Genomic DNA, 23,892 nt, shown 5'->3' with positions numbered 1-23,892 from the left:
CCCAACCACCGCGGAGACGGCTGATTTTCGGGCGACTTCCGAAGGCTTCCCGAGATGTTCAGCTGTTACTCACAGTGGCCGCTGCACGGAACCTGTGCCAGAACCGGTTCTCGTGAACAAAGCCACTCGGGCTTGGTGCGGCGATCGGCATGATGATGACCGAGCGAGGCATGGTCGCCCCGGCGGCCGGCGGCCGGCGGCAGCGTCCTCGCTCAGTTCGACGCCATCCTCGCCGCGGCCGTGCCCGAGCTCGCCGGGCGGGTCCAGGCCGTGAAGTTCGACGGCACGGCTGATGACGGACGCCGCCTCGCTTCGGAGTGTGTGGCCGGCGCAGCGCCCGGTCAGGACGTATGGGCCTGTGCGGGCGTGGGGTCCAGGGAGTCGAGGAGCTGCCGAAGGTGATCTTCTCGCCGTCGTAGCCGAAGGTCATCGCGGCGGCGAGTGCCTCCCACCGCTTGGTGCTGCGCCCGCAGTGCTCCAGCAGGATCGTCAGAGCGACGTCGGGTTCGTGGCGGGCGAGGACCTCCTCGGCGGGGATCTGGCGCAGGTGCTCCAGGGTGCGGTAGCGGGACTTCACGACGGCGCGGTAGACCTCGGAGCGGGAGAGGATCTCACCGGCGGCAGGCGAGTCGAGCCAGGACTGCAGGACGGCCGCAGGGTCGGGGTGCTTGCCGAGTTCCTCGTCGTCCACCAGCCGCACCACACCGTCGTCCTCGTCTTCGGGCACCGGGACGGCGGCCGCCGCGGCCAGGAACCAGTCGGGGCCGCCGGCCTTCTCGGCGATCCAGGCCAGTTCGGCGGGGTGCAGCCCGCCCAGGACGTCCACGACAGAGGCGTGCGGGGTGTGCGGGTTGGTGGCGAGGACGGTCAGGGCCTGGACCCGGCGGTGCTCGGAGTGGCGTTCCAGGAGCCGGGCCGGGCGGTCGTGGTCCGGGTCGACGTTGTCGAGGACGCGGATCAGGGTCCGGCTCGGCTTGGGGGAGACGACGGCCGGCGGATCCAGCCGGGCGAGCTGGGCGCAGGCCTCGGCGAGGTGGTCGCGGTTGGCGCTGAGGAGGGCCAGGTCCTGGGCGAGGCGCAGGACACGGCCGTCGAACTTGTAGTCGCTCTCCTGCTTGTCGGACCAGGTGAGCAGCTGGCCGCGGGTGACGAGAGCGTCGGCGGCCGCGTGCAGCTGGTCGGCGGCGAGGTCGGCCAGGCGCGGGTTGTTGTGGACGCGGTTGGCGATGTGGTGCAAGGTCCGGCGGGCGGCCACCTGCGGGTTGGGCAGGTCGGCCAGCTCGGGCAGGCACAGGGCCGGAAGGCAGGCGAGCAGCAGTTCCTCGCTGAGCGCGGGCGCCGGGCCGGCGGGAAGCTCCTCGCCGTCGGGGTCGGCGGCGCGGAGGCGGACGTCCTCGAGGGCCTGCGTCTCGGCCTGGTCAAGCAGCAGGTGCCGGACAGCCGCCCCGAACGTGGGGTGCGCGGTGAGCTGCGCCCACCGCTGGGGGCAGCGGGCCAGCATCGCCCAGCCGGCGCGGCCGCCCAGCTCCAGCGACCAGTCCTTCGAGAACGCGGACACGGCCTCCCAGCCCTCTTCGGGCTCGGGGTGAAGGAGGTACGCGGCGAGCGGGGTGAGGCAGGCTTCCAGGACGGCGTCGAACAGTTCCGGCGGCACGGGCGGGGCCGGCGCTGTGTCCTTGGCGCGGGTGTAGCGGTCGGGATCCCAGTCCCGGACGACCTGCTCCACCTCGTGCTCGGGCAGGCGGGGCAGGAGCGCGATGGCCGCCTCGACCTGGTCGGGGTGCCGTGCCAGTGCGGAGATCAGCCCGGCCCAGGCCCGGCGGTGCCGCAGGATGGCGGGCGCGTCGGCGGCGGTCACCGTGCCGTCGGATGCCAGCGCGGCCAGCGTCTTCTCGTCGGCGTGCACCAGGAGCCGGCCGCGCAGCCGCTTGGCAGAGGTCCGGGCCAGCAGCGCGGGCAGCGCGGCCTTGAGGGCTTCCTCCCGCCACCGGTCGGCCTGGGCGTCGAAGCCGTCCGGCGTCGTCGCCGGGGTACACAGGGCTTCGATCACCGTCTTGAGGGCTTCCTTGGGGAGGTCCTCGCTCATCGCGAGATCCCGCCACAGCGGGTACGTACGGGCGCTGACCATCCTCGGATCTCCTCCCATACCTGACCCGGCGTCACTGCCTGGTCGCGACCGTACGACGCACCCGGGCCCGAGCGGGGCGTGATCCACGAAGTCGCCTCGCCCTCATGCGCTGCGCCCGGCCCCTGCGAGGGCGCGGCGGATCAGGAGCGCGGGAGTTGGGGCATCGAGGAGGCGGCCGTCGAACCTCGCGATGAGCGCCCTCGTGACCCGTCGCATAACCCATGAATCGACACCAAGCTGGCGAGATACGTGAAACATATCAAGTACGCAGAACGGGCCCAAAGAATGGGACAGAACGCCCTCCTGAGCGCTTCATTTCGCGCAGCAAGAGCGACGTTGACCTCACTGGGACTTTCCTCAAGGAGAGCTCAAGAGGATCTCAGGAAATGAGAAACCAGAGCGGACATACCACCCTGCGGGGCCTGAAACGATCACCAAATCCGTGAAGGTCTTCTGGAGATGCCCCACTCCATGTTTTCATTCTCCTCACGGAAGGCCGAACAATGTCGGTCTTGAGACTGGGGGAACCTGAGTGTCATCCAGCGTTTCACGAAGACGGACCAGAGTCCTAACGAGCGGGGCATTTGTAGTAGCCCTGGCCGTGGGCTCGATCACGGCACCAGAAATCACAGGGGGCACCACTGCTTCTGCGGCAGAGGCGTGCGCTACCGAGGTTGCGACCTACCTCATAAACCCTGACGGGAACAAGCTGCAAAAGTACGTGGACTGGAACCCGTCGAACGCATCCGAATCGGCTCTCATCGATTCCGGAAAATCGGCGTCCTTGGATAGCGACAGCTATTACTTCACGGGCGGCCACGGCGTACTCTATGAGATCACGGCGGCCGGGGTACTGAAGTCCTACCAGGACCGAAGCGCCAGCGGAGGCAGCCTGCTCACCCCGGTCAAAACCTACACGTCCAACTGGACGGCGCGTCACAACCGCGTGTGGTCCAACGGGGAACTCATCTTCTCCATCCACGGCGGTGGCAAGCTGGAGATATGGCACCAGAGTGCGCCGCTCACCGGCGCCGGCGAGGTAACGCTGGACCCCGGCGTCCTGCCTGTTGACAACCCCGCGGTGGTCGCCTTCACCAAGGCCGACGACGTGTGGGCAGTTGGCTCCACGACGTACACCCTGACGGACGGGGTCATCCGGGCCTGGCCCTACACGGACAGCCCGCGCCCCAGCTTCCCCGCCCAGGGCACTGTCGTTGGCACCACCGACGCTACGCAGAAGCAGGGCTGGAGCGCCGGCCCGGGAACTGTGCGGACTGCTACCAGCGATGGCACCGTGCGGGCGTATGAGGCAACGTCGAATCTCGCCGTCACCAACACGGAGTACGGCCTGGGATTCTCCGGTGAAGCCCTCGTGGATACCGCTGCATGTCTTGCGGATGCGGGCGAGGCAAAGCCGACGATGGGCGCTGAACCGGACGACCCTGACGCCCCTGCCGCCGTGTCGGAGGAACCGGGCGAGCCGGCTGCCCCCGGTGCCCCGGAAGTGCTCAAGGGCAAGTTCGTTCTCGGGAGCGGCGCGCCTGCCGCCGGGCTGACTGTCAACGTCGAGGCGATCGACGCCGTCCCCGAGGACGGCACGGAGGTGGAGCTTCCCTTGCTCGGCACCACCGTGACGGCAGCCGACGGCAGCTGGTCGCTGCCCCTGCCCAAGACGCTTCCGGCAGACGTCCAGCAGGCCGCAGCCGAGAACGGCGGCATCGTCAACGCAATGGCGACCGTCACGGGCAAGACATCCACCGGTGTTCCCATGGGAGGAATCACCCACCTAGCGGCCGCACCGGCTACCGCCACCGCGTCGGCGCTGAGCCTAGCCGTCGCCGATGACGAGAGCACCACGCCTGCGGAGGTCCTCCCGTTGGGCACCACACCCGACAGCAGCGAAGTGTCCAGCCTGAGTCAGGCAGAGGACTCGACGACCAGCGCCGAAATGTCTGCCGGCTATGCCGCGAGTTGGGCCTCGAAGCAGGAAGCAAGCGCTATCGACACGCTCGGTGACAGCCCGCTTCCTAAGTGGCAGAACGCTACGGGTGACCTGCCGACCGGCTTCAACCCCTACATGGTCAACGGGCAGGACACCAAGAACTTGGCGGTGGGGCCGATGGACGGCGGTTGCGACCGCACAAAGACCAAGGTCATCAATAAGAAGATCTACTACACCACGGTGGGGGAAGGGCACGCGTACTGGGATGCCAAGGCGTCGGTGGACTACGACAGCAAACTGTCCTCGACCGTGGAGGTCGCAGCGAAGACGGGCAGCAACTGGACGATCACCGGAAGTGCCACCCTCGGCTCCTCGATGAGCGTCACCACCGGCTATACCAACAAAGGGCCTCACTACGCGAAGCAGTGGAAGGTGCCGATCAAGTACACGAAGTACAAGGAGACATGGAAGTGCGGTGGAAACAACACGTTCACCCGCTACGTCATCGTGCCCGGCAAGTACAAGATCCCCTCGGGTGGCGCCGCGGGTAAGTTCGGCAAGGACGTCCGGCACAAGGACGGGAGCGCCTACTACAACTCCAAGAAGAGCCACCGTGCTTACGTCGCTCGGGGCTCGTACTTCCAACTCAGCAAGAACCGCAGCATCAAATGGTCGGGCGCCGTCAGCGCGTACGGAGTCTCGCTGGGCGGGTCGACGGCTTACGACCGCGAACACAGGCAGCGCATCACCGCAGGCGACAAGAAGAGTTACAAGCACTACATCTGGGGAAAGAATGGCAGTCTTTCGGGGAAGCCGGGCGTCTTCTACTCCTACTAGAATGACGGCAATGCTGGCGAGCGCCCTCGTCTTCGCCGGCTGCTCAGCATCCCCCTCCCCATCCCCGTCCGACGGCAGAGCGTTGGATGCGGAGGGAGCACAGTCAAGTGGGACGGTCGGGAACGTCCATGCCAAGGTGGGCCAGACATGGTACTTCGCACTCCCCGTGCCGAAAAATGTGAGCAGCAAGAGCATTGAGATCACGGAGGCGAGCATCATTGACCCGCCCAAGGGGCTCAAGGTAGTCGGTTACGCGGCCTACAATGTCAACGACACCGACGGGCTGCCTCTGCTGGCTCTGGACGGCGAGTCGGACACGCCAGACTTCGCCCACCTCAAGGATTTCGCCGAGTCCCCGGTCAAAGTACGGCCCAAAAAGCAGAGCGAAATATTCTTCCAAGCCAAGATTCGCATAACCGCACCCCCACAGAATAATATTGAGCGCTGCCGGTTCCAGTACCGTCAAGGAGATCAGGAGTTCACTCAGACTCTTGACTGCGAGATGGAACTGAAGGTGGGCTAGACCCTTCCCCGGACCAAAACACACGTATCCCCCTCAGCCGAGCAGGCTGCAGGGGGATACGCGCGCAGCGGAATCGGCCAGGGGCACGTCACCCCACCGCCCTTGTGGCGGCGGGGGGGGGGCAGGTACACGTGGGGGCCGCCCATAGCGGGAGCGGCAACACGCGTCGCAGTGACCGGCGAGGGCCCGATTCGGCTCGTCCACGCGTCCCACCGCGGCTGGTTACTCGCAGCTCTGCACCCTCCGCTCGGATACCATCGGCGACTCGCCGACGCCCGCCCCACCTGCTCCTACGGCCTGTACTCGTCGACCGACGACCCGGTAACCGCCCTCGGCCGCTCCTACGACATCCTCATCCACCTCCACCAGCTCGAGTGGGTCTCTCTCGCTCTCTGGTGGTTATTCCGGCGAAGGCCGTGGTGGGAACCACGGTCTGCCGGACCGCGCGTGCGTGCGCGAGGACGGCGGCCCGCTCCGCGGGGAGAAACCGAAGAAGTCCCCGTCGATCAGCAGCGAGAAGCCCGGCCTCCGACCGGTGGCCGATGGCCCGGTGCGGGTCGTGGGCGGTGCGGGTCAGGGCAGGCAGCAGCGGGGGAGGGTGCCTCTGCCGCCGGCAGTCTGCGGGCCGTCCTGGCTCCGGTCGACCTGGTCTGGGCGCGGCTGGACCGTGCGGCCGCCCGCCGCCTGGTGGAGGCCGCCGCCCGCAGCGAGCTGACCCGCGTGCAGGGCTTCGCAGGCCGTACGGACGCCCCGCAGGTGCTCGCCGACCGGCTCGTCCGGCGCCTGGACGAGCAGCTGCGCACCGGTGGCCCGATCATCACCGACCCGGTGGGCTGGCTGCTGGCCCGGGGTATGCCCCAGCGCCAGCAGTGCGGCGATGCCCGGTGCGACGACCGGATACTTGCCCGCGCTGCGAGGACCGGCAGGCCGGCCGCCGCGCCCAGCGCCCCGCGGTCGCGACCGCCGTGGACACCGCGATGCCCGAGGCTTCCGAGGACGAGCGCCGCGCGGCCGCCGGCAGCTGCACGAGCGGGTGACCGCCCAGGCGTGGGCCCGCGAGCACGAGTGGGAGCAGCTCCGCGCACGGCAGGCCGCCGCCAACGCCCACCGCGCCGAAGCTGCAGCCGCGCAGCCGGCCGACGACGTCCCGGCCGTGCTGGTGCCACCGGTCGCGATGCCCGCGCCGTGCCCGGCCGCCAACGTCCTCGCTGCGGGGCCGGAGGGATCATCCCCGCGCCCGCGTCCCGTCGCGGCCATCCTGATCAGCCTCCACCTTCTGTGCTCCCCGGTTCGTGGCTGGCGAGGACCCCGTCGGCGCGGATCTGGCGCAGGTGCTCCAGGGTGCGGTAGCGGGATTCCACGACGGCGCGGTAGACCTCGGAGCGGGAGAGGATCTCACCGGTGGTGGGGGAGCCGACCAGGCAGGACGGCTGCGGGGTCGGGGTGCTTGCCGAGTTCGTCGTCGTCCACCAGCCGCACCACACCGTCGTCCTCGTCTTTGGGTACCGGGACGGCGGCCGCCGCGGCCAGAAACCAGTCGAGGCCGCTGGCCTTCTCGCGATCCAGACGAGTTCGGCGGGGCGGAGCCCGTTCAGGAGGCGCTCAGCAACTTCTGCCGGCCCGGCGGCCGCGGCGATGATCGAGCGCCCCGGGCGCTTCGCGTCGGGCCGTGCCGCAGTGACCTGCGCCAGCGGCGGAGCAGCAGATGACGCCAGCTGAGGGGTTGCTAACAATGCCCCCTCCGGGCCGGGCCCAGGAGGGCGCGGGCGTCCTTCGCGCCGGTCGGGCCGCTCGAATCGTGCAGGGGCCTGTGTCACTGTCCGGTTAGATGGCCGTTCTTGTCGTGTTGACGGCCGTGCAGGTAATCGAGGATGTCTGCGAGCATCGACATGGACTTCGGTTCAGCTCGTGCGATCTGGTCGGCGGTGCTCAGAGCCTGCACCGTGGGGGCCAGCTGGTTCAGCAGCGCCAGCGCATCGGGGAGTGTCTCGGCGTAGGCGGTTTCGAAGCGGTCTGGACCCTCGATGTCGAAGAGGTAGGAGGGCGGCGCAGGCCGCGACCACACGGTGAGCGTCATGGGGGCCATGTACAGCTCGCCCACCTGGATCCAGTTTTCGTAGCCAGCGGCCTTGATCTGCTTTTCCCAGTCAGCTCCCGGTTCGCTGTGGACGGGGTCTGCGGTCCGGGTCCACTCTCCGTTTTTGAGGACCCATACCTCACGGCGCTGACCGGGCTCTTCCATTGAACTGTCCGTCACGCTCTTTCCTTTCGCAGTTTGTGTCCTTGTTGCGGCAGCACCCTCCTGCTGACACTGGACGTTGCAGGTCAGGAGCGTTTCTCATCCGTCGGCCTTTGCCGTGGGGCTGCTGCCTCGGGCCGGGGCGAGATCGTGGATGCTGTCGAGCAGTTCCCCGAAGGTGATTTGTTCGTCGGTGGGGCCATAGTCGAGGGCCCTGAGCAGGGCTTTCCAGCGTTTGGGCTGGTTGCCGCAGTGTGCGAGCAGGTGCGGCAGAGCGAGGGCGGGTTCGTTGTGGGTGAGGATCTCGTCTGCGGGCACCTGGCGTAGGTGGTGCAGGGTGTGGTGGCGGGAGTCGAGGACTGCGCGGTACACGTCCCGGCGTGACCAGAACCCTTCGGATTCGGGAGCGTCCAGCCAGGACTGCAGTACGGCGGCCGGGTCAGGATGGCGGTCGAGTTCCTCGTCGGTGAGCAGCCGCAGCACAGCCTCGTTGCCATCGACTGGGGCGAGGGCGGCCGCAGCCGTGTGCAGCCAGTCGGCGACATCGTTCTGGTGGACGATCCAGGCGAGTTCGAGCGGGTGCAGCGTGGAGAGTGTTTCGGTGACCGCAGTGCGCGGGGTGTGCGGGTTGTCGGCGAGCGCGGTCAGCGCGGCGACGCGCCGGTGCTGGTAGTGGTGCTCCAGGAGGCGGACCGGGCTATGCAGGTCGGTGTCGGCGGTGATACGGGCCGGGAGAGGGCGGGGTGAGCTGGAGACGACGGCGGGTTGTTCCACCGTGGCCAACAGGGCGCAGGCCTTGGCCAGGTGCGTGGCGTTGGTGCTGAGCAGGGCAAGGTCCTCGGCGATGGCGAAGGCCCGGTGCTCGCGCTCGTCGTTGTGGAGTGGGGAGAGCAGTCGGCCGCGACGGACGCATTCCTCGGTGGTCTCCTGCAGCTGGGTGGCTGCGATGCTGGTGAGGCGGGGGTTATGGCGGACCCGTTTGGCGATGTGGTGGAGCCGGTGGCGGGCGCTCACGCCCGGCCTAGGCAGCTCGGCCATCTCCGGCAGGCACAGGGCAGGCAGACAGGCCCGCAGCAGGGCGAAGTCGAGCGCCGGCTCCGGCTCGGGCTTTTCGGCCGGGCTCTCGTCCGTGTCCTGAGTGAGAGGGCGCCTGCTGAACGCCATCATGCGGTTGCGGCGCGCCTCTACTTCGGCCTGATCCAGCAGGAGGTGCTGGATGGCTGTGCCCAGAGCGGGGTGTGCGACCAGGTCATGCCAGCGGTCGGGGCAGGTCGCGAGGATCCGCCAGGCGGCGCCGTCGCCGAACTCATGGGGCAGCCCTCGGTCGACACGTTGCGCGAACTTCCAGTCCTCGTGGTGCGGGTTTGCCAGGAGCCGGACGAGTGAAGTGAGGGCGTGCTCCAGGACCGCGTCGAAGAACACCGGGGGGATGGGAGGGGCAGGCTCGGCATCCGGCCGGTACAGGTAGCGGTTGGGGTCCCAGTCGCTGATGACCGCCTCGAGGTCGGTGTCGTGCATGCCGGGCAGCAGACTGATCGCGGTGTCGATCTGGTCGGGGTGGCGGGCCAGGCCGATGACCAAGCCGGGCGTCGGGCGGCGGGTGCGCAGGATCGTCGGCAGGTCCGCAGCCACCACGACGCCCTCAGCCGCAAGTTCAGCGAGCTGCTTGTCGTCGGCCTGCTGAAGGAGCTGGCGGCGCGGCCCGGGGCGGGCGACGCGACGGAGCAGGACGGGCAGGGACTCCGCGAGGGCCTTGGTGCGCCACTCCTCACCTCGCCCGTCGATGCCGTAGGGAGCGAGAGAGGGTGAGCACAGTGCCTCGGCCACCGCGGGCAGCGCCTCATCCGGCAGCGCGTCGCTTGTGGCGAGCTGCTGCCACAGCCAGTACGTCCCTGCGTTCACCATGCTTCGTCCCTCCCCGGTGCTTTGACGCTGCGTAACCGGATGGTCGCCGATTCCCCTGGGTGACCGTACTCGCGGCGACTGCCCACTGGTCTGGGTTTGCCTTAGTACTGCAACGGTGTTTGCCGGAGTAGTTCCGTCGGTCGGCCTTGCCGGTGCGGCGCCTGGTGCGAATGAGAGTGCCGTCGATCAGGACCACCTCCCCACCCTGCTTCGCGACCTTCCGTAGGGCGCGGTCCAGGCGCGGTGCCTGGGCTGCGAGCAGGCCGATCAGCTCGTCCCGCCAGCGGCGGACGGTGGACTCGGACACGTTGTTGCCGTCGGCCATGTCGGCCAGGCGCTGGTCGTGGCGTAGTACGGCCAGGACGATCACCGCGATCTTCCCGGGCGGCAGCATCCGCCACCTGGACCGGATCGCCTTCAGATGACGCCGCAGCAGGTCGGCGAGGTGGTTGACGGTGCGCGTGGACAGCGGCAGACGGCACTGGTAGACAAGCGGGCAGGTATCCTCGGCGCGTTCTTTGGTATTCGTCACACAATCCCAACGGCCGCCGGGGGCAACCGGGTCACGCCCGTTCCGAGCCGCTCCGAGTGGCGGTGTTGCTGGTCGCAGGCGGGTGGTGAACCGACCGTCGGGCAGTTTGCGCAGCCAGCCGCGATCGACGAGCCTCACCAGCTTGCTGCGGAGCGGTTCCGGCTTGGACTTCACGCTGACGTCCACCCTCACGCTCTCGCCGACCTCACGGGCCATGACCGGTCCGGCGGCCTGCCGCACGGCGGCGATGATGCGCTGGCGAGGAACTGGAATGCGCTCCCACTCCAGGCTGGGAAAGGAGCCAAGGCGGCTCGCCATCAGTGTGCCCAGGGCAGGCGCACCGCCTCGATATTTCGGGAGTAACTGTCAAATCCTGTGGATCACCGCGGAGAACCTCAAGCCAGCTGTAGCCATTGATCGAGGACTGCGAAGTCCTGGTCGGTAAGGCCGCGGGACGACGCGACGTGATGGAGGATCGCCTGGGCCGGGTGGTGGGTGGATACCCAGTCTCGGTCGGCGTCGGTGATCTCGTCGTCGACCCAGGCGAACGGGCGTCCGTCCGCCCACGCGACGAGGGTTCGGGTCTTCCAGTGGAGCCCAAACCACTGGTCTTCGCGTTCGTGGGCGGCTGAGGGCTCTGGCCAGTTCACGACCGGCAGCTGCGGCAGGCCGAGGCGCGGTGCCAGCTCGATATTGGCCTCTTCTTCCCAGGTGGTGGCCCAGACCAGGTCGCATGGCAGCGCCGCGAGCCGCGGCCCGATCTGCGGGTTGAGCCGCGCCATGTGCGAGTTGGATGCGGTGCCCGCCAGATCGCGCTGTGGGCCGTCACCGAACGGCAGGAGCGGCCCGTCGACGTCCAGGAAGAGCAGTGGACGGTTCCCGTGCCTGGTCATGCTGCGCTCACCTCGGGACGCTCGACGAGGTAGCCGTTGTGGAATGTGGCGCCGTTGCGGACGAGGGCGACGAGGTGGGGTGCGGTGATCGCGCGCCAGCGGGCCTGGGCGGACTCGGCGAGCTTGAACACCATGGCCAGGGCCGCTGCGGGGCTGCCAGCTCCGCGGGTGACCCGGGTCCTCAACTTGACCGTGCTGAAAGTGGATTCGATCGGATTCGTCGTTCTGAGATGGACCCAGTGTTCGGCGGGGAAGCCGTAGAACGCCAGAAGTTCATCGGTCTCGTCGGTGACTTTCTTCACCGCTTTGGGCCACTTCGCGCCGTAGGCGCGATCGAAGTCCTTGACGGCCTTCTCGGCGTGGTCCCGGTCTTCGGCGTTGTAGATCTCCTGCAATGCCTTCTTCGCTCCAAGCTGGGCCGACTTCGGCAGGGCGTTGACCGGGTTTTGTGAACCCAGCACCTTTGGTGCCTGGCCTGCGGAGACACCTCCGTGAGAGCCCGCCACAGGCCCATCGCGCCGTCACCGACCACGAGCTCGGGGGCCCGCATGCCGCGCCGCCGGCAGTCACGTAGCAGGTCGTCCCAGGACTCGGTAGACTCGCGCAGTCCTTCGGCGAGCGCGATGAGCTCCTTGCGGCCGTTGGTGCGCACGCCCATGAGGACCAGAATGCAGGAGCGGGCCTGGCCGAGGCGGATCTTGGGGTGGACGCCGTCGGCCCACACGTAGACGTAATCGGATTCCGACAGGTCGCGGGCTTGGAAGACGGCGTGGTCATCGCTCCATTGCTTGGTCAGCCGGGTCACGGTGGCCGGCGAAAGCCCGGCCGAGCTGCCGAGGAACTGCTCCATGGCGGGCACGAAGTCGCCGGAGGACAATCCGTGCAGGTAGAGCAGGGGAAGGACCTCGCCGATCTTCGGGGACTTCCGGCACCAGGGGGCCAGGATCTTCGACGAGAACCCCTCGCGCTAGCCCGTAGCGGCGTCGACGCGCTTGTCGTTCACGCGCGGCACCTTGACCGGGACCGGGCCTGCGGCCGTGGTCACGGTGCGCTCGCGGTGGTGGCCGTTGCGGACCACCAGCCGACGACCGGCTTCGTCACGCTGGTCGGCCAACTCGGCTATGTACAGGTTGACTTCGGCCTCCAAGGCCGCGGCGAGCATCCGCCGGGTGCCCTCGCGGACGATGTCGTCCATCAGGAAGCCGGTCTCGGTGGTTCCGTCGTTGTTGACTACGCTGAGCACGGGCGTGCCTTCCCGACCCGCGCGCCAACGCGGGCCTACTCGATGACCAGAAGTCGATCACTCGGGAAGGTACGCCCTCCGCATTCCGCGAGGCACCCTTCCCGAGGCCGATCCACAGGTCTTGAGCATTGCTCTCGACATGGCGCCGCAGACGCCAATATCAGGCACGCATCAGCCACTACAAACGACGCGGACCCAGCCCCTGAAAACTGCTCAACACTCAGAACAAACACCGTTGCAGTATTAGACCGTGTCCTACGTGGTGAGGCGTCGTTGACCTCGGTATGGGACGGGGCGCGTGGAGTTGGATTGTTCCGGATGGGCTGTGGGAGATCGCAAAGCCGCTGATCCCGCCGTCGAGGGTGCGGCCGCAAGGCGGCGGAACACAGGACACGCCTGATGAAACGCTGTTCGCGGCCATCATCTACGTACTGGTCAGCGGCTGCGCCTGGCGCCAACTACCGTCTTGCTTCGGCATATCGAAGTCGACCGCCCACCGCCGGTTCCTGATCTGGTCGAGAGCCGGAGTCTGGGGGCGGCTGCACGAAGCCGTGCTGCACCGACTCGATGACGCCGGCCTCATCGACGTCACCCGCGTCGTCCTGGACACCGCCCACGTGAGGGCTAAAAAAGGGGGCGAACGCACAGGTCCGAGCCCCGTGGACCGGGGCAAGCCGGGTTCCAAGATGCACGTCCTGTCGGACGCGAACGGACTGCCCCTCCTCGTCGGCGTCTCGGCCGGCAACACCCACGACAGCGAAGGGCTGAAGCCCATGGTCGAGGGTCACCAAACGAGACACGACCCCCACCGCGGCCGGTACTTCAAGCCCCAGCGCCTCCACGCAGACAAAACCTACGACCGCGCCGACCTGCGGAAATGGTTACGTGGCAAACGCATCGGAGTACGGATCGCGCGCAAAGGCATCGAGTCCAACAAACGATTGGGCCGCCGCCGCTGGGTCATCGAGCGGACGATGTCCTGGCTGTCCGGCTACCGACGCCTGAGCCCTCGCTACGAACGCGATCCCCGCAACTACCTGGCCTTTCTCGGACTCGCCGCCGCCATCTGCTGCTACAAACGACTCATCCGCCTCACCACGTAGGACACGGTCTTAGTCCGGCAGGCCTCGACGGGCAACAGGGGTCCGAGCAGGGCCCATTCGGCGATCGTGGTGTCGGAGGGATAGCGGCGGGGCCGGTGACGGACCGTGGTCGGCATGGCAGGACTCGTGTCAGGACCGGGACGGCTTGGAGAGCTGGGCGAGGGTGGAGCGGACCCCGGTGAGCTGGTCGGTGACCAACTGGGCCCACTCATCATCGGGGTAGCGGGCCAGGTGGGGGTCGAGCGTCCCCGTGATCATCCGGGCCAGCCGTCCCAGGATCTGCGCCATCAAGAGGCAGGGCCCGCAGGTGGCTGTCCGGAATTCCGCAGCTGGTGGCGACCCGCTTCAACACCACATCAACATGCTCGGCCGCTACTCCTTCCAGCTCCCCGACCTGCCCGGAGGCTTGCGACCACTGCGCGATCCGGATGCCGTAGACGGCGAGTGACCGCCAATCATCGGGAGATGCCGACCAGCCCCAGCTGCGGTCGGCGGGGCTGCGGTTGGGTTGCTTACTGAGTTTGTAGGCGTGGTGTCGTCAGTGTGAGGCCGGTCGCGGTGAGACACCCGTCGATGATGTCGCTGCGGTATTGGATCTGGCGGAGGCCGTGTCGGAGTCGGCTGATGAGATGGTCGGAGTTGGTGAAGGCGGTGTTGGCCTGACTGGTCCGGCGGAGGATCGACCAGATGCCTTCGACGGGGTTGAGGTCGGGTGTGTAGGGCGGTAGGTGGTAGGCGGTGATCCAGTCGTGTGTGTCGATGAAGGCCCGCATGCGGCGGTCTTTGTGGACGTTGAGGTTGTCCCAGATGAGGACGATCGGTCCGCCGAGCTGCTGGTGGGCGGCTATGAGGAGGTCGCGGTACTCGGTCCAGGCGAAGCTCTTGCGGCCGCCGCTCTTATGGTCGGTATGCCGTCTGGGCCGGTAGATCAGGCGGGAACGCTCGCCCGGTTTGTGGCAGCACAGGGCTGCGATGGAGAAGCGGCGTTGGGAACGGCCGCGGACCCGGATGACCGGTGTGGTTCCGCGCCGGCTCCAGGTGCGGGAGGTCGGCGGCGTCATCGAGAATCCGGCTTCGTCCTCGAAGACGAGCCAGGCCCCGAGCGCCGCCGCGGTGGTTCCACGTGTGGCCACACGTCCTTGACCCAGCCGGTCACGGCCTTCTCGTCACGCTCGATGACCCGACGTGCTGGAACCTGGTGGCTCCAGCCATGCCGCCGCAGCATCTGGGAGATCCCCGACAGCGTCATGGACTTGTGGAACCGCCGCCCGATCAGGGTCTTGATCCGGGCGAGTGTCCACCGCTGATCAGGCCACCCGTGAGCGACCGGACCTTTGGCCAACTCCTCCTCGAGCACGGCGAAGAGCGCATCGCTGAGCTTCGGCCGGGACACCGGACCACGCGAACGAACCCCGTCCTCGCCCGCCTCCTGCCAGGCCCGCCGCCACCGCTGGACCGACCGGACACTGACCCGTAACTCCTTGGCGATCTCCGTACTGCCCCGCCCATCGGCGAACATACCGACCGCTTCCATCCGGACCCGCTCACGGAACACTTGCCTCTCCGCGGTCAGACCCCCACCCTGCGGATACCTCATACCACCGGCATACCGCGACGATCATCAACCGTCAGCCCCTACGACAAGACGACTTCAACGTCAGTAGATGGTCACGCCTGGCCGCTGCCGGGGCAGTTCGGCGTGCCGCACCGCGTCGGAGGCCAGGGCGATGCCCACGCCCAGGCTGGCGAAGGTGCCGCAGGCGACGAACACCGGGGCGGCGCCCCAGGCTCCAATGGCGGCACCGACCAGCGGATAGCTGAGGGGGGCGAGACCGACCATGGTGAGCATGACCACGGAAGTGACCCGGCCAAGATAGGCCGGGTCCGCCGCAGTCTGTATGAGGGCGTTGTCCAGGCTGCCGAAGACGCCCGCACACAGTCCGATGACCGCAGCCAGCACCGAGGCGAGCCACAGGGTCGGCACCAAAGCGATCGTGGCCGCACCCGCGCAGCCCACGAGCAGCGTCCCGGCCATCATCAGGCCGGCACGCGGCAGCCAACCGGCGATCGCGAGCAACGCGGCGCTGGCCGCAGCCCCTCCGCTGAAGCTGCTGACGATCCAGCCGTAGCCGGAAGGACCCCAGCCGCGTTCGGCGTTGAGGAGCACCATGCCGACGTTGAGGGTGCCGGTGAGGCCCAGTTCGCAGACGGCGCCGGCGGCGACGAGCGGGCCGATGAGTCGGTGGCGGCGGATGTAGCGCAGGCCGTCGAGCAGGTCCTGCCGCGCGGTGCCGGGCTCCGGCCGCTCCGCGTCGGGCGCCCCGAGGGGCCGTATCCGTATCGTCAGCAGGAGCGGCAGGGACAGGGCTATGAGCAGTCCGGCGACGGTGAAGGCGGCTGCGGGTCCACCGAGTCCCATGGCCAGGCCGCCGATCGGCGGGCCCGCGATCTGGCTGAGGCGCGTCGACAGCGAGCGCATGCCGGTGACCCGGGCCAACTGGTCGGGGGCGGTGATCCGGGGCGGAAGAGCACCGACAGCGGGTACGAACAGTGCGTCGACGGCGCCGAAGACGAGCGCCACCGTGACCAGGATCCACAAGGCCGGAGCCGTCAGCGCGATACCGGCGGCCACCGCCAGGATGAGGAGGCAGCGCAGCGTGTCACTGCCGAGAAGCACCCGGCGGGGGTCGAACCGGTCGGCCACCACGCCCCCACCGAGCATGAGTAACGCTCGTGGTACTGCCCCGGCAGCCATGACTAGACCGACTTCGGTAGGACCGGCGGCCTTCTGGGCGGACCAGGCCAGGGCGACGAAGTACACGCTGTCGCCAATGAGGGAGACGGTGTAGGCGGTGAGCCAGCGCAACACGTTGCCGTCGCGGTGGGCCGGTGTGGCGGCGTGTTTGGGCAGGGCTGTCTCTGGGGTGGCCATGGTGGGCTCCAAGTACGTTGGGAATTCGGCTGAGTCAGGGCCGGAAGGGAAAGCCGTAGAGGTGCACAGACACGTGCTCGCGGTCCTCGGTGTCGTCGGCCGCCTTGGCGGCCTTGCCGCGCTCCCGCCAGCGCCGGGCCAGCGCCTCAAGCTCGTCGCTCATCTCGGCGAGTTCGGCCGGGGTGAGGTCGAGCAGCCACTCGGAGCTGAAGGATGCGTCGGTCCACGCCTTCCCCCAGGCGGACTTCTGGTCGAGATACGTGCGGTACTGGGCGACGCGGGTGTCGAAGATCCCTCGGGTCACCGCGCCGACGGCGGCGGCTCCCTCGGGCGTGTCCGCGAAGTCCGAGTCACGGAAGCCCCAGCCCTCTTCAGATGCCACCTGCCACCAGCGCTCGCGGCCGTCGGTGCCCTGGCCACTCGCCTGGGTCACGAAGCCGTGCTCAGCCAGCTTGCGCAAGTGGTAGCTGACCAGCGAGGGCGTTTCGTCGACATGCTCGGCGAGCTGAGAGGCGGTCGCGGTGCCCGCGGCGTACAGCAGCCGGTACAGCTGCATCCGCAGCGGGTTCATGAACGCCCTCAACCGTGACAGGTCGGTGATCTGCTCAGGCTCGTGCTTCGGTCGCATGCGCTTACCGTAGGTATGAAGTGAAAACTTCGCAATAACCGCTTCAGAGTTGGATGGCCGAGTAGCCCGGCTCTATGCGCAGGGGACTGGAGACAGCCAGCTCAGCTCGACTCGACTGGCGCTGACGAGGTCAGCGCCTGCTGTCTCCGGGCGCGAGAAGGCTGGTGACCTCGGCGATCGCCTCAGCCGAGGGGTGGAAGTAACGCCGCATGTTCTCCGGCTTCTTGTGCCGCGACTTCGCTATGAGCATCGGCAGGCTGGCCCCGGCCTCACCGAGGTGGGTGAGGCCGGAGTGCCGGTACTCGTGCAGGTCCCAGCCCGTTCCCGCCACACCCCCGACAGCCGTGTGCGCGTCCAGGAGGGCGCGGGCCTGCCCGTACGACAGCCGGACCAGCCCGGTGTCCGGGCACACGTCGCGCGGGCTGACGACCTTCCCGGGGCCCGGCTTGCGGTGGGTGACGAACACCGGCCCGCGGGTACGGCCCTTGATCAGTCGGGGCAGCAGGCGGGCGGTGCCGGCGTCCCAGTACACGGGCTCCATGACGTAGTCCTCGCGCGGGGCGCCGCAGCTTCGGGTGCGCGGCTTCGCGCCCTTGGCCTTCACCGGGGCCCTGCGGGCGGCGAGGTCCAGCTCCTCGATGTTGACGCCGAGGATCTCCTCCGCACGCGCGACGGTCTCGTAGAGCATCCGCCACAGCATCTTCTCCCGGAGGTGGACGTCGCGTCGGGCGATCAGCCGGTCGACGGCCATCTTCGAGCGGGCCGGGGTCTCCGAGTCCGGCGGGGGCATCCGCTTCACCCAGGCCGGGACAGCCGGGCCGTCGTACCCGCGCTCGGCGCACCAGCCCAGCCATGACAGCACCGACGCCCGCCGGGCGTTCCACGTGTTGACCGCGGCCTCGCCCCACAGCTGTTCGAGGGCGCCGCCGATCTCGTCGTCCGCGACGGTGGCGAGCGGGCGGGTCTCGCCGAGGTGTTCGGCGGTCTTGCCGACGCCAATTCCGTACGACCGGAGGGTGTTCGCATTGTCGAGTGAGTCGAGGAACACGTCGGCCGCCGCGCGGACGGTCAACGCCTTCCCGACGGGCAGTCGTACGACGGCGGGCACAGCTTCCCCCTTGCCACAGATAACGCCCTATTATCTGCGGGGGCTTGGTTCGTCACCTGCGGTGACGTTCTCCGGGCCGTACGTGAAGCGGCCCTGTTATCTGTGGCAAGGGGGAAGCAGTGCCCACCGTGGTGCAACTGCCGGCCGGGAAGGCGTTGACTCTCCGCGCGGCGGCGGACGCCTTCCTCGACTCGCTGCGCAATCCGAACACGGTCCGCAGCTACGGAGTCGGCGTCGACAAGACCGCCCAGCGGATCGGGGAGGCCCGCCCGCTGGGGTCGGTCGCGGACGACGAGATCGGCGAGGCCCTGGAACTGCTGTGGGGCACTGCGGCGGTCAACACCTGGAACGCCCGCCGGGCGGCGGTGCTCTCCTGGCTGGGCTGGTGCGAGTCGTACGGCTACGACGGCCCGGCGGTCCCGGCCTGGACGAAGCGGCTGGCGGTGCCGGACTCCGAGACCCCGGCCCGCTCGAAGATGGCCGTGGACCGACTCATCGCCCGCCGCGAGGTCCACCTGCGGGAGAAGACGCTGTGGCGAATGCTCTACGAGACCGCCGCCCGCGCGGAGGAGGTCCTCGGCGTGAACATCGAGGATCTGGACCTCGCCGCCCGCCGCTGCTCGGTGAAGGCCAAGGGCGCCCGCAGCAAGGCCCGCCGCCGCGGTCAGGCGCGCGAGGACTTCGTGCTGGAGACCGTCTACTGGGACGCCGGCACCGCCCGGCTCCTGCCCCGGCTGCTGCGCGGCCGTATCCGGGGGCCGGTGTTCGTCACCCATCGCCGCCCGGGCCCGGGGAAGGTGGTCAGCCCGCGCGACGTGTGCCCGGACACCGGCCTGGCCCGCCTCTCCTATGGCCAGGCCCGCGCCCTGCTCGACGAGCACACCGCCGTGCGTGGGCCGGGGACGGGCTGGGACCTGCATGAGTACCGTCATTCCGCCTTGACCCACCTGGGCGAGCAGGGCGCCTCCCTGCTGATGCTGATGGCGAAGTCGAGGCACAAGAAGCCGGAGAACGCCCGCCGCTACTTCAAGCCCTCGCACGAGGCGATCTCGGAGTTGACCAGTCTGCTCGCACCTGGCGACACCCGTCGGTGAATGTGCGGTGCTGCCGAGACCGGTGCGTATCCGCGTCCGCGTCTCCCCCGGTCCGATGCGGGCCGTGGAGAGACTGGGGCACTTGCTACAATCCACGAGTCGGCCTTCGGCGCCCCAGGTTGGGTGCGCGCGGAGGCTTTTTTCATGCCTTCTGACACATCTGCCTCCGGCACGCCTCCCACCACCTACCGTGACCTGCTCCGCAACCGTGAATTCGTCGGCCTGTACGCCAGCTTCACACTGACGGTCGCCGCGAGCACCTTGTCGGGCTTCGCGCTCGGCACGCTGGTCAACCAGCAGACCAAGTCCCCGTTCCTGACCGCTGTGAGCATGTACGGCGCCACCTTCGCGACGGTACTCGGTGCGCTGACGCTGATGTCGGTCGCGGACGGAAGCCGTCCTCGCCGGACCCTTGTCGCGCTCCAGTGCGTCTCGCTCGTAGGTGTTGCCGCACAGGCGGTTCCAGGGCTGCCGCTCGCCGCCCGGTTCGGTCTGCTCCTTGTATTGGGGTTCTTCCAGTCTCTGGGAACAGGCACACGGATGGGGCTGCTCGCCGAGGTAGTACCGAACTCCTCATATGCACTGGCACGTTCGCTGATGAACATCACCTCGGGAGGCATGGCCATCCTCGGCTACGCCATCGGCGCCGTACTGCTGCGGTACCTGAGCCCGCAGGAGGTCTTCGCCGTCGCGACCGCCCTGACCTGCGGTGGATTGATCATTGTGGCGGTGACGGTCCGGGAACGCTCGATCCGTCTGACCCGCCGCCCTGGACTGCGCCAGACCTGGACGACGAACATCGAGGTTTTCTCCCACTCCGGCCAACGCGCGCTGCTGCTGAACCTGTGGGTCCCCAATGGCCTGATCGTTGGCTGCGAGGCCCTATTCATCTCCTACGCCCCTCATCACGCCGGCGTCTTCCTGGCCGCCGGATCGGCAGGCATGCTCCTCGGTGACCTGGCGGTCGGGCGGCTGTTCACCGCCGAGCAGCGGCGCCGCTACGCATTCGCCCTGCGACTGCTGCTCGCCGCCCCCTACCTGCTGTTCGCCGTCCACCCGCCCGTGCTGGTGGCGACAGCCCGGTGTTCATCGCCAGTGTCGGCTTCGCTGCCACCCTGCCGCTCCAGGAGCAGCTTCTGGAGCTGACCCCTGATCCGGTCCGTGGCCAGGTCCAGGGAGTTGAGTCCGCCGGCCGGATGACGTGGCAAGGTATCGGAGCCGCGATCGCTGGCGGCATTGCCCAGCACTTCACTTCTGGCACGGCCATCACCTTTGTGGCCGCCGTCTCCATTGCCATCACCGTCTTCTCCCGGCCCTTCGTGGTCCGCGCCCGAGCCGTCCGCGTCCAGGCGGCCAACGCATAGAGCTCCCACGACGGTGCGAGCGGCGGGCGCGGCCAGACGCGCCCGCCGCGTCTCGCTACCCGTCGACAGCGTCCGGGGCACGGAGGGGCCGCATTCCGCCGGGCACGTCGGGGAGCTGGAAGGAGTACCGGCCCAGCACGTTGATGTGGTGGCGCACGAACGGGGAGAGCCGGGCCACGTCCTCGTCGCGGACCTCGAAGCCGTCCGCGCGCAGCTGGTTCACGGCGGCGTCCATGTAGCGGGTGTTGAACAGCACGAGCGCGTTCAGGACCAGGCCCAGGGCGCCGATCTGGTCCTCCATACCTTCCTGGTAGCGCTGGTAGCGCTGGTAGAGCTGCCCGGCCCGGCCGTGGAAGATCTTCCGGGCCAATGCGTGGCGGCCCTCCTGGAGGTTGGCCTGCACCTTGATCTGCCGCCGGTAGCCGGGCTCGTCGGCCAGACGCAGGATGTGCAGGGTCTTCGCGATCCGCCCGTAGTGCGCGATCGCGTCACCGAGCGGGGTGGGCCGCCCGTCCCGAGACAGCATCCGGATGACGTCGTAGGCGCGGACGGCTCCGGTGTGGATGGAGCCGATGATCCGCAGGATGTCCTCCCAGTGCCGCTCAATCCGGGCGAGGTCGACCCGGCCGCGGGCAGCGCCCTGGAAGGCCCCGTAGTCGGCCGTGCGGTCGATCCGCCACATCTTCTGGTCCGGCAGGTCCGCGAGCTGCGGAGCGTAGGCGAACCCGGCCAGGGTCAGCAGCCCGAACACGATGTCGCTGTCCTTCGGGTTGCCGCTCGGGCCGTTGGCGGTGTTGGTGCGGGCCGGAGAAGCCGCGCGCATAAAGTGAGATCTTCGATGGAGTGGCAGGGGTGGAGGCCGTGGAAATCACCGTCCAGTGGATACGGACGTCCTGGACGAAACAGTCCCGCGGAGGAGAGGCCGCCGCCCGTAGGAACGCGGCCCCGGTCGGCTTCACTGTCCCGCCTGTGCCGCCCTCGTTTGCGCACGTGGTCCGCATGCATGAACGAGACGGCTTCGAGCCCCATGGCGTCGAGGAAGACCTGCGCAAGGTTGACGTCCAGCTTCGCGAAGCCGACGGCCGGCTGCGCGTCCTTCCCCGAGTGCAGCCCCTGTTCGCCATCCCACCTCGGCCGCGACGGCCCCCAGCCGTGCGTCTTGCCTCCGGCCAGTGGGTCCGCTGGCAGCTCAACTACCGTTTCAGCAGCGCGGCGGGTGTGCGGGACTGGTCGTACTGGCTGGACACCTTCAACATCGCCTATGGCCCGGTGGATGCTGACGTGTTCTTGTCGGAGCCCACTGTCCACGTTGACGAGCAAGGACCGCTCCGGTAGCTCCGCCATGGGGTGATCACGCACTGGAGCCGTCCTCCTCCGCTGCCGCGTTGATCGGCTGGCTGAGGTCGGCCAGGAGTCTTTCGATACGTTCGCTGGTGCAGCGGTGACGCTCGACCTCCCGGTCCCAGCCGCGTTCGGCCGCGTCGTGGGCGAGGGCCTCCTCGACCTCCCGCCGTGCGCGCAACCTCGGCGCGTATTCGGGGGTAGTCACGAACTTCGCGCAGGTCAGGTAGAGGTCGCATTCGCAGGGGCCTTCAGCGGGGAGCGGAGGCAGCGGCCCAGTTCGAGCTCGGTCTTGAAGAAGTTGGTCTTGAGCCAGTCGATCGACGTATCGGGCAGTGTGCCGCTGCGCAGTTCCTCGGCGGCCGGGCCGGCGATGGTGGCGCCGGGGCCGAGCACGGCCTTGTAGTCGCGCAGGACCTCCTGGTCGCTGATCTGCGCGTAGACGAGTGCCATGTTCACCGAGGTGTGTCCGAGGACCTTCATGATGGTGTGGAGCTTGGCGCCGCGTTCGGCGAGCTGCGTGCCGACGGTGTGGCGGAAGCGGTGGGCCGAGACGGTGCCGCGGCCGGTGCCTCCGCGACCGCCGGGGCGGACCAGGCCGACGGCCTTGCAGGCGGCCTGGATCGGGGTCTCGAACAGGTAGTACGTCGACAGCAGCTTGCCGTGGTTCATGAACAGGTAGCGGATCTCCTCGCCGGTCCGCTCGTCGGTGAACGGCCGCTCCGGTGCGTTCCTGCGCAGGTCAATGACCTTTTGCAGGGCCTCGGCGGCGTCCTCGTGCAGGGGGACGACGCGCTCCTTGTAGGTTTTGCGGCCGGACAGCCGAAGCCGGGCGGTGCCGTAGGGATAGCGGTCCAGGCAGTCCAGCGGCAGGCGCTGGATCTCGGTGCGGCGGGCGCCGGACCAGCGGGCGACCAGCAGGGCGGCCCGCTGGAACGGGCAGGCGATCGCATTGATGGCGGGCATCAGCCGGTCGAGGTCCTGCTCGGGGATGAACCGCGGAACTTTCTCGGTGTACTTCGGTGCGTCCCCGGCGCCGATGAGGGTGTGGCCGGGCACGTCGTCGTACTGCCAGAGCGCGGTGTCCCGGAAGAACTGTGAAAGCCCGGAGATCCGCTGGATCCGCGACATGACGCCCAGCGGCTTGCCTGTGCTCTTGGCCGGCGCCTCGGCGAGGTGACCGATCCAGTCCAGGCAGTGCTGGCGGGTGACGTCGGTGAAGGTAGTGATACCGGGGTGGTGCTCGCCGAGCCACTGGCCGAAGACCCGCACCGCGAGTTCCAGCTTGTCCACCGTCGAGGGCGCGTCAGTCAGCTTGCGGGCCGCCAGCCACCTCTCCGCGACGGCCAGCATCCGCGGCGGCAGCTTCAAGGGCTCCTTCCACGAGGGCATCAACTCGCGCGGCTGGGTGGCGACCTGGCCGCGGTGGAAGAGCACCACCTCCAACTGGTGCAGGTGGGTGATCCAGCCCTTCGCCGGCCCTTCGTAGAACTGCTGGGCCGAGGGGTAGAAGGCCGTGAACTCGGGGTCCTCGGGGAAGAGCCGGATCGCCTCCAGCACCTCGGCGACGTGCTCGCCGGTGATTTCGTTGACGTCCGTCAGGCCGTTGCGGAGCACGATGCGGGCCACCGACCAGGACATCGCCTGCCGCGCGGCCGGGCCGCTGTAGCCGAATTCGAGGGCCTCCTCGACCAGCGCCGTGGTGCCCAGGTCGATCCCGGCGAGCGCGGCCTGGTCGTGGACGCGCAGTTGGTCGACGGCGAACATCCACCGGTAGTCGAACGTCGCATATCCGCGCAGGCCGAGGTAGGTCAGGTAGGGCCGGGCCCGGTGCGAGGCCGGGAACGAGGGGCGGTGGAAGGGCTCGCCGGCCCGTCGGCCCACTCGCTCGACCAGCGGCTCGGCGAACCAGGCGGACAGGTCCGGCCACCGCTCGCGAAAGGCGCGGTAATAGCGCAGTTTGGCGTTGAGGTAGTGGTGGTTGAAGCCGTCCTGAGCGCGGACGAACCGCACGTACTCGCCATCGGGGCAGTGCCGTGGACGCTGTCGGCGGATCGTTTCCGGGCTGGCCGTCATGGCC

21 protein-coding genes and 2 pseudogenes are annotated in these 23,892 nt (G+C 68.5%); 7 read left to right on the top strand and 16 right to left on the bottom strand.

Translation table 11 applies throughout. The features are described 5' to 3' along the window. Nucleotides 1-58 precede the first annotated feature (58 nt). A complete protein-coding gene (locus KKZ08_RS00445) occupies nt 59-2,128 on the bottom strand; it encodes a hypothetical protein (protein ID WP_223772503.1) in 2,070 nt (689 codons plus the stop codon). Between the two features lie 601 nt (nt 2,129-2,729). Here KKZ08_RS00445 and KKZ08_RS00440 point away from each other — a divergent pair. After that, nucleotides 2,730-4,907, top strand: coding sequence for a hypothetical protein (locus KKZ08_RS00440; protein ID WP_223772502.1), 2,178 nt, complete (start codon nt 2,730-2,732; stop codon nt 4,905-4,907). A gap of 10 nt (nt 4,908-4,917) precedes the next feature. Next, complete coding sequence (locus KKZ08_RS00435) at nt 4,918-5,430, top strand: hypothetical protein (RefSeq protein WP_223772501.1); 513 nt, start codon at nt 4,918-4,920, stop codon at nt 5,428-5,430. Between the two features lie 1,262 nt (nt 5,431-6,692). On the opposite strand, the gene KKZ08_RS00430 is transcribed toward KKZ08_RS00435, so the two are convergent. From KKZ08_RS00430 to KKZ08_RS00405, 6 genes and pseudogenes are all read right to left on the bottom strand, one after another. Further along, nucleotides 6,693-6,914, bottom strand: coding sequence for a hypothetical protein (locus KKZ08_RS00430; protein ID WP_223772500.1), 222 nt, complete (start codon nt 6,912-6,914; stop codon nt 6,693-6,695). A gap of 329 nt (nt 6,915-7,243) precedes the next feature. Further along, nucleotides 7,244-7,687: a hypothetical protein gene (locus KKZ08_RS00425; protein WP_223772499.1), complete on the bottom strand. Its 444-nt coding sequence runs from the start codon at nt 7,685-7,687 to the stop codon at nt 7,244-7,246. 81 nt (nt 7,688-7,768) lie between these two features. Beyond that, nucleotides 7,769-9,574: a hypothetical protein gene (locus KKZ08_RS00420; protein ID WP_223772498.1), complete on the bottom strand. Its 1,806-nt coding sequence runs from the start codon at nt 9,572-9,574 to the stop codon at nt 7,769-7,771. Then, nucleotides 9,510-10,424, bottom strand: coding sequence for a hypothetical protein (locus KKZ08_RS00415; RefSeq protein ID WP_223772497.1), 915 nt, complete (start codon nt 10,422-10,424; stop codon nt 9,510-9,512). The genes KKZ08_RS00420 and KKZ08_RS00415 overlap by 65 nt, the downstream gene beginning before the upstream one ends. A gap of 77 nt (nt 10,425-10,501) precedes the next feature. Next, entirely contained in the window at nt 10,502-10,999 is a 498-nt protein-coding gene (locus KKZ08_RS00410; RefSeq protein WP_223772496.1) for an HAD domain-containing protein, read from the bottom strand. Continuing rightward, a pseudogene (locus tag KKZ08_RS00405) lies at nt 10,996-12,161 on the bottom strand (IS256 family transposase). Before KKZ08_RS00405 ends, KKZ08_RS00410 begins: the two are co-directional and overlap by 4 nt. A gap of 365 nt (nt 12,162-12,526) precedes the next feature. Here KKZ08_RS00405 and KKZ08_RS00400 point away from each other — a divergent pair. After that, nucleotides 12,527-13,345: an IS5 family transposase gene (locus KKZ08_RS00400; protein ID WP_223772495.1), complete on the top strand. Its 819-nt coding sequence runs from the start codon at nt 12,527-12,529 to the stop codon at nt 13,343-13,345. 129 nt (nt 13,346-13,474) lie between these two features. Here the strand turns inward: KKZ08_RS00400 and KKZ08_RS00395 are convergent, their stop codons facing one another. The 6 genes from KKZ08_RS00395 to KKZ08_RS00370 all read right to left on the bottom strand — a co-directional run bounded on the left by KKZ08_RS00395 (nt 13,475) and on the right by KKZ08_RS00370 (nt 18,013). Continuing rightward, entirely contained in the window at nt 13,475-13,633 is a 159-nt protein-coding gene (locus KKZ08_RS00395; protein WP_223772494.1) for a hypothetical protein, read from the bottom strand. A 224-nt stretch (nt 13,634-13,857) separates the two neighbouring features. After that, nucleotides 13,858-14,406, bottom strand: a complete 549-nt coding sequence (locus KKZ08_RS00390) for a transposase (protein WP_263303394.1) — start codon at nt 14,404-14,406, stop codon at nt 13,858-13,860. Next, entirely contained in the window at nt 14,403-14,942 is a 540-nt protein-coding gene (locus KKZ08_RS00385; RefSeq protein ID WP_223772492.1) for a winged helix-turn-helix domain-containing protein, read from the bottom strand. Before KKZ08_RS00385 ends, KKZ08_RS00390 begins: the two co-directional genes overlap by 4 nt. A 60-nt stretch (nt 14,943-15,002) precedes the next feature. Next, the gene (locus tag KKZ08_RS00380) at nt 15,003-16,277 is read right to left on the bottom strand and encodes an MFS transporter (protein WP_223772491.1); all 1,275 of its coding nucleotides are present in this window, start codon (nt 16,275-16,277) and stop codon (nt 15,003-15,005) included. 34 nt (nt 16,278-16,311) lie between these two features. Then, nucleotides 16,312-16,905: a helix-turn-helix domain-containing protein gene (locus KKZ08_RS00375; RefSeq protein WP_223772490.1), complete on the bottom strand. Its 594-nt coding sequence runs from the start codon at nt 16,903-16,905 to the stop codon at nt 16,312-16,314. Between the two features lie 130 nt (nt 16,906-17,035). Next, nucleotides 17,036-18,013 carry a tyrosine-type recombinase/integrase gene (locus KKZ08_RS00370; protein ID WP_223772489.1) on the bottom strand — a complete coding sequence of 326 codons (978 nt, stop codon included), beginning with the start codon at nt 18,011-18,013 and terminating at the stop codon, nt 17,036-17,038. 119 nt (nt 18,014-18,132) lie between these two features. On the opposite strand from KKZ08_RS00370, the gene KKZ08_RS00365 reads away from it, so the two are divergent. From KKZ08_RS00365 to KKZ08_RS00355, 3 genes are all read left to right on the top strand, one after another. Further along, nucleotides 18,133-19,107: a site-specific integrase gene (locus tag KKZ08_RS00365; RefSeq protein WP_223772488.1), complete on the top strand. Its 975-nt coding sequence runs from the start codon at nt 18,133-18,135 to the stop codon at nt 19,105-19,107. 123 nt (nt 19,108-19,230) lie between these two features. Beyond that, entirely contained in the window at nt 19,231-20,253 is a 1,023-nt protein-coding gene (locus tag KKZ08_RS00360) for an MFS transporter (protein ID WP_223772487.1), read from the top strand. Continuing rightward, a complete protein-coding gene (locus tag KKZ08_RS00355; RefSeq protein WP_223772486.1) occupies nt 20,190-20,471 on the top strand; it encodes a hypothetical protein in 282 nt (93 codons plus the stop codon). The genes KKZ08_RS00360 and KKZ08_RS00355 overlap by 64 nt, the downstream gene beginning before the upstream one ends. Before the next feature lie 55 nt (nt 20,472-20,526). Here the strand turns inward: KKZ08_RS00355 and KKZ08_RS00350 are convergent. Continuing rightward, nucleotides 20,527-21,231, bottom strand: a pseudogene (locus KKZ08_RS00350) (Tn3 family transposase); the annotation flags it as partial. A 101-nt stretch (nt 21,232-21,332) separates the two neighbouring features. Between KKZ08_RS00350 and KKZ08_RS00345 the strand changes: the two are divergent. Beyond that, nucleotides 21,333-21,806, top strand: a complete 474-nt coding sequence (locus tag KKZ08_RS00345; protein WP_223772484.1) for a hypothetical protein — start codon at nt 21,333-21,335, stop codon at nt 21,804-21,806. Between the two features lie 16 nt (nt 21,807-21,822). Here KKZ08_RS00345 and KKZ08_RS00340 read toward each other — a convergent pair whose 3' ends face one another. Both KKZ08_RS00340 and KKZ08_RS00335 read right to left on the bottom strand, forming a co-directional pair. Continuing rightward, the gene (locus KKZ08_RS00340) at nt 21,823-22,020 is read right to left on the bottom strand and encodes a hypothetical protein (protein WP_223772483.1); all 198 of its coding nucleotides are present in this window, start codon (nt 22,018-22,020) and stop codon (nt 21,823-21,825) included. 14 nt (nt 22,021-22,034) lie between these two features. Beyond that, on the bottom strand, nt 22,035-23,888 hold the full coding sequence (locus tag KKZ08_RS00335; RefSeq protein ID WP_223772482.1) for a site-specific integrase: 1,854 nt from the start codon (nt 23,886-23,888) through the stop codon (nt 22,035-22,037). Between the last annotated feature and the right edge of the window lie 4 nt (nt 23,889-23,892).

Source organism: Streptomyces sp. 135, assembly GCF_020026305.1.
GTDB lineage: Bacteria > Actinomycetota > Actinomycetes > Streptomycetales > Streptomycetaceae > Streptomyces.
Note: the sequence above shows the minus strand (reverse complement) of the source record. Positions and strands in the feature narration are given on the sequence as shown.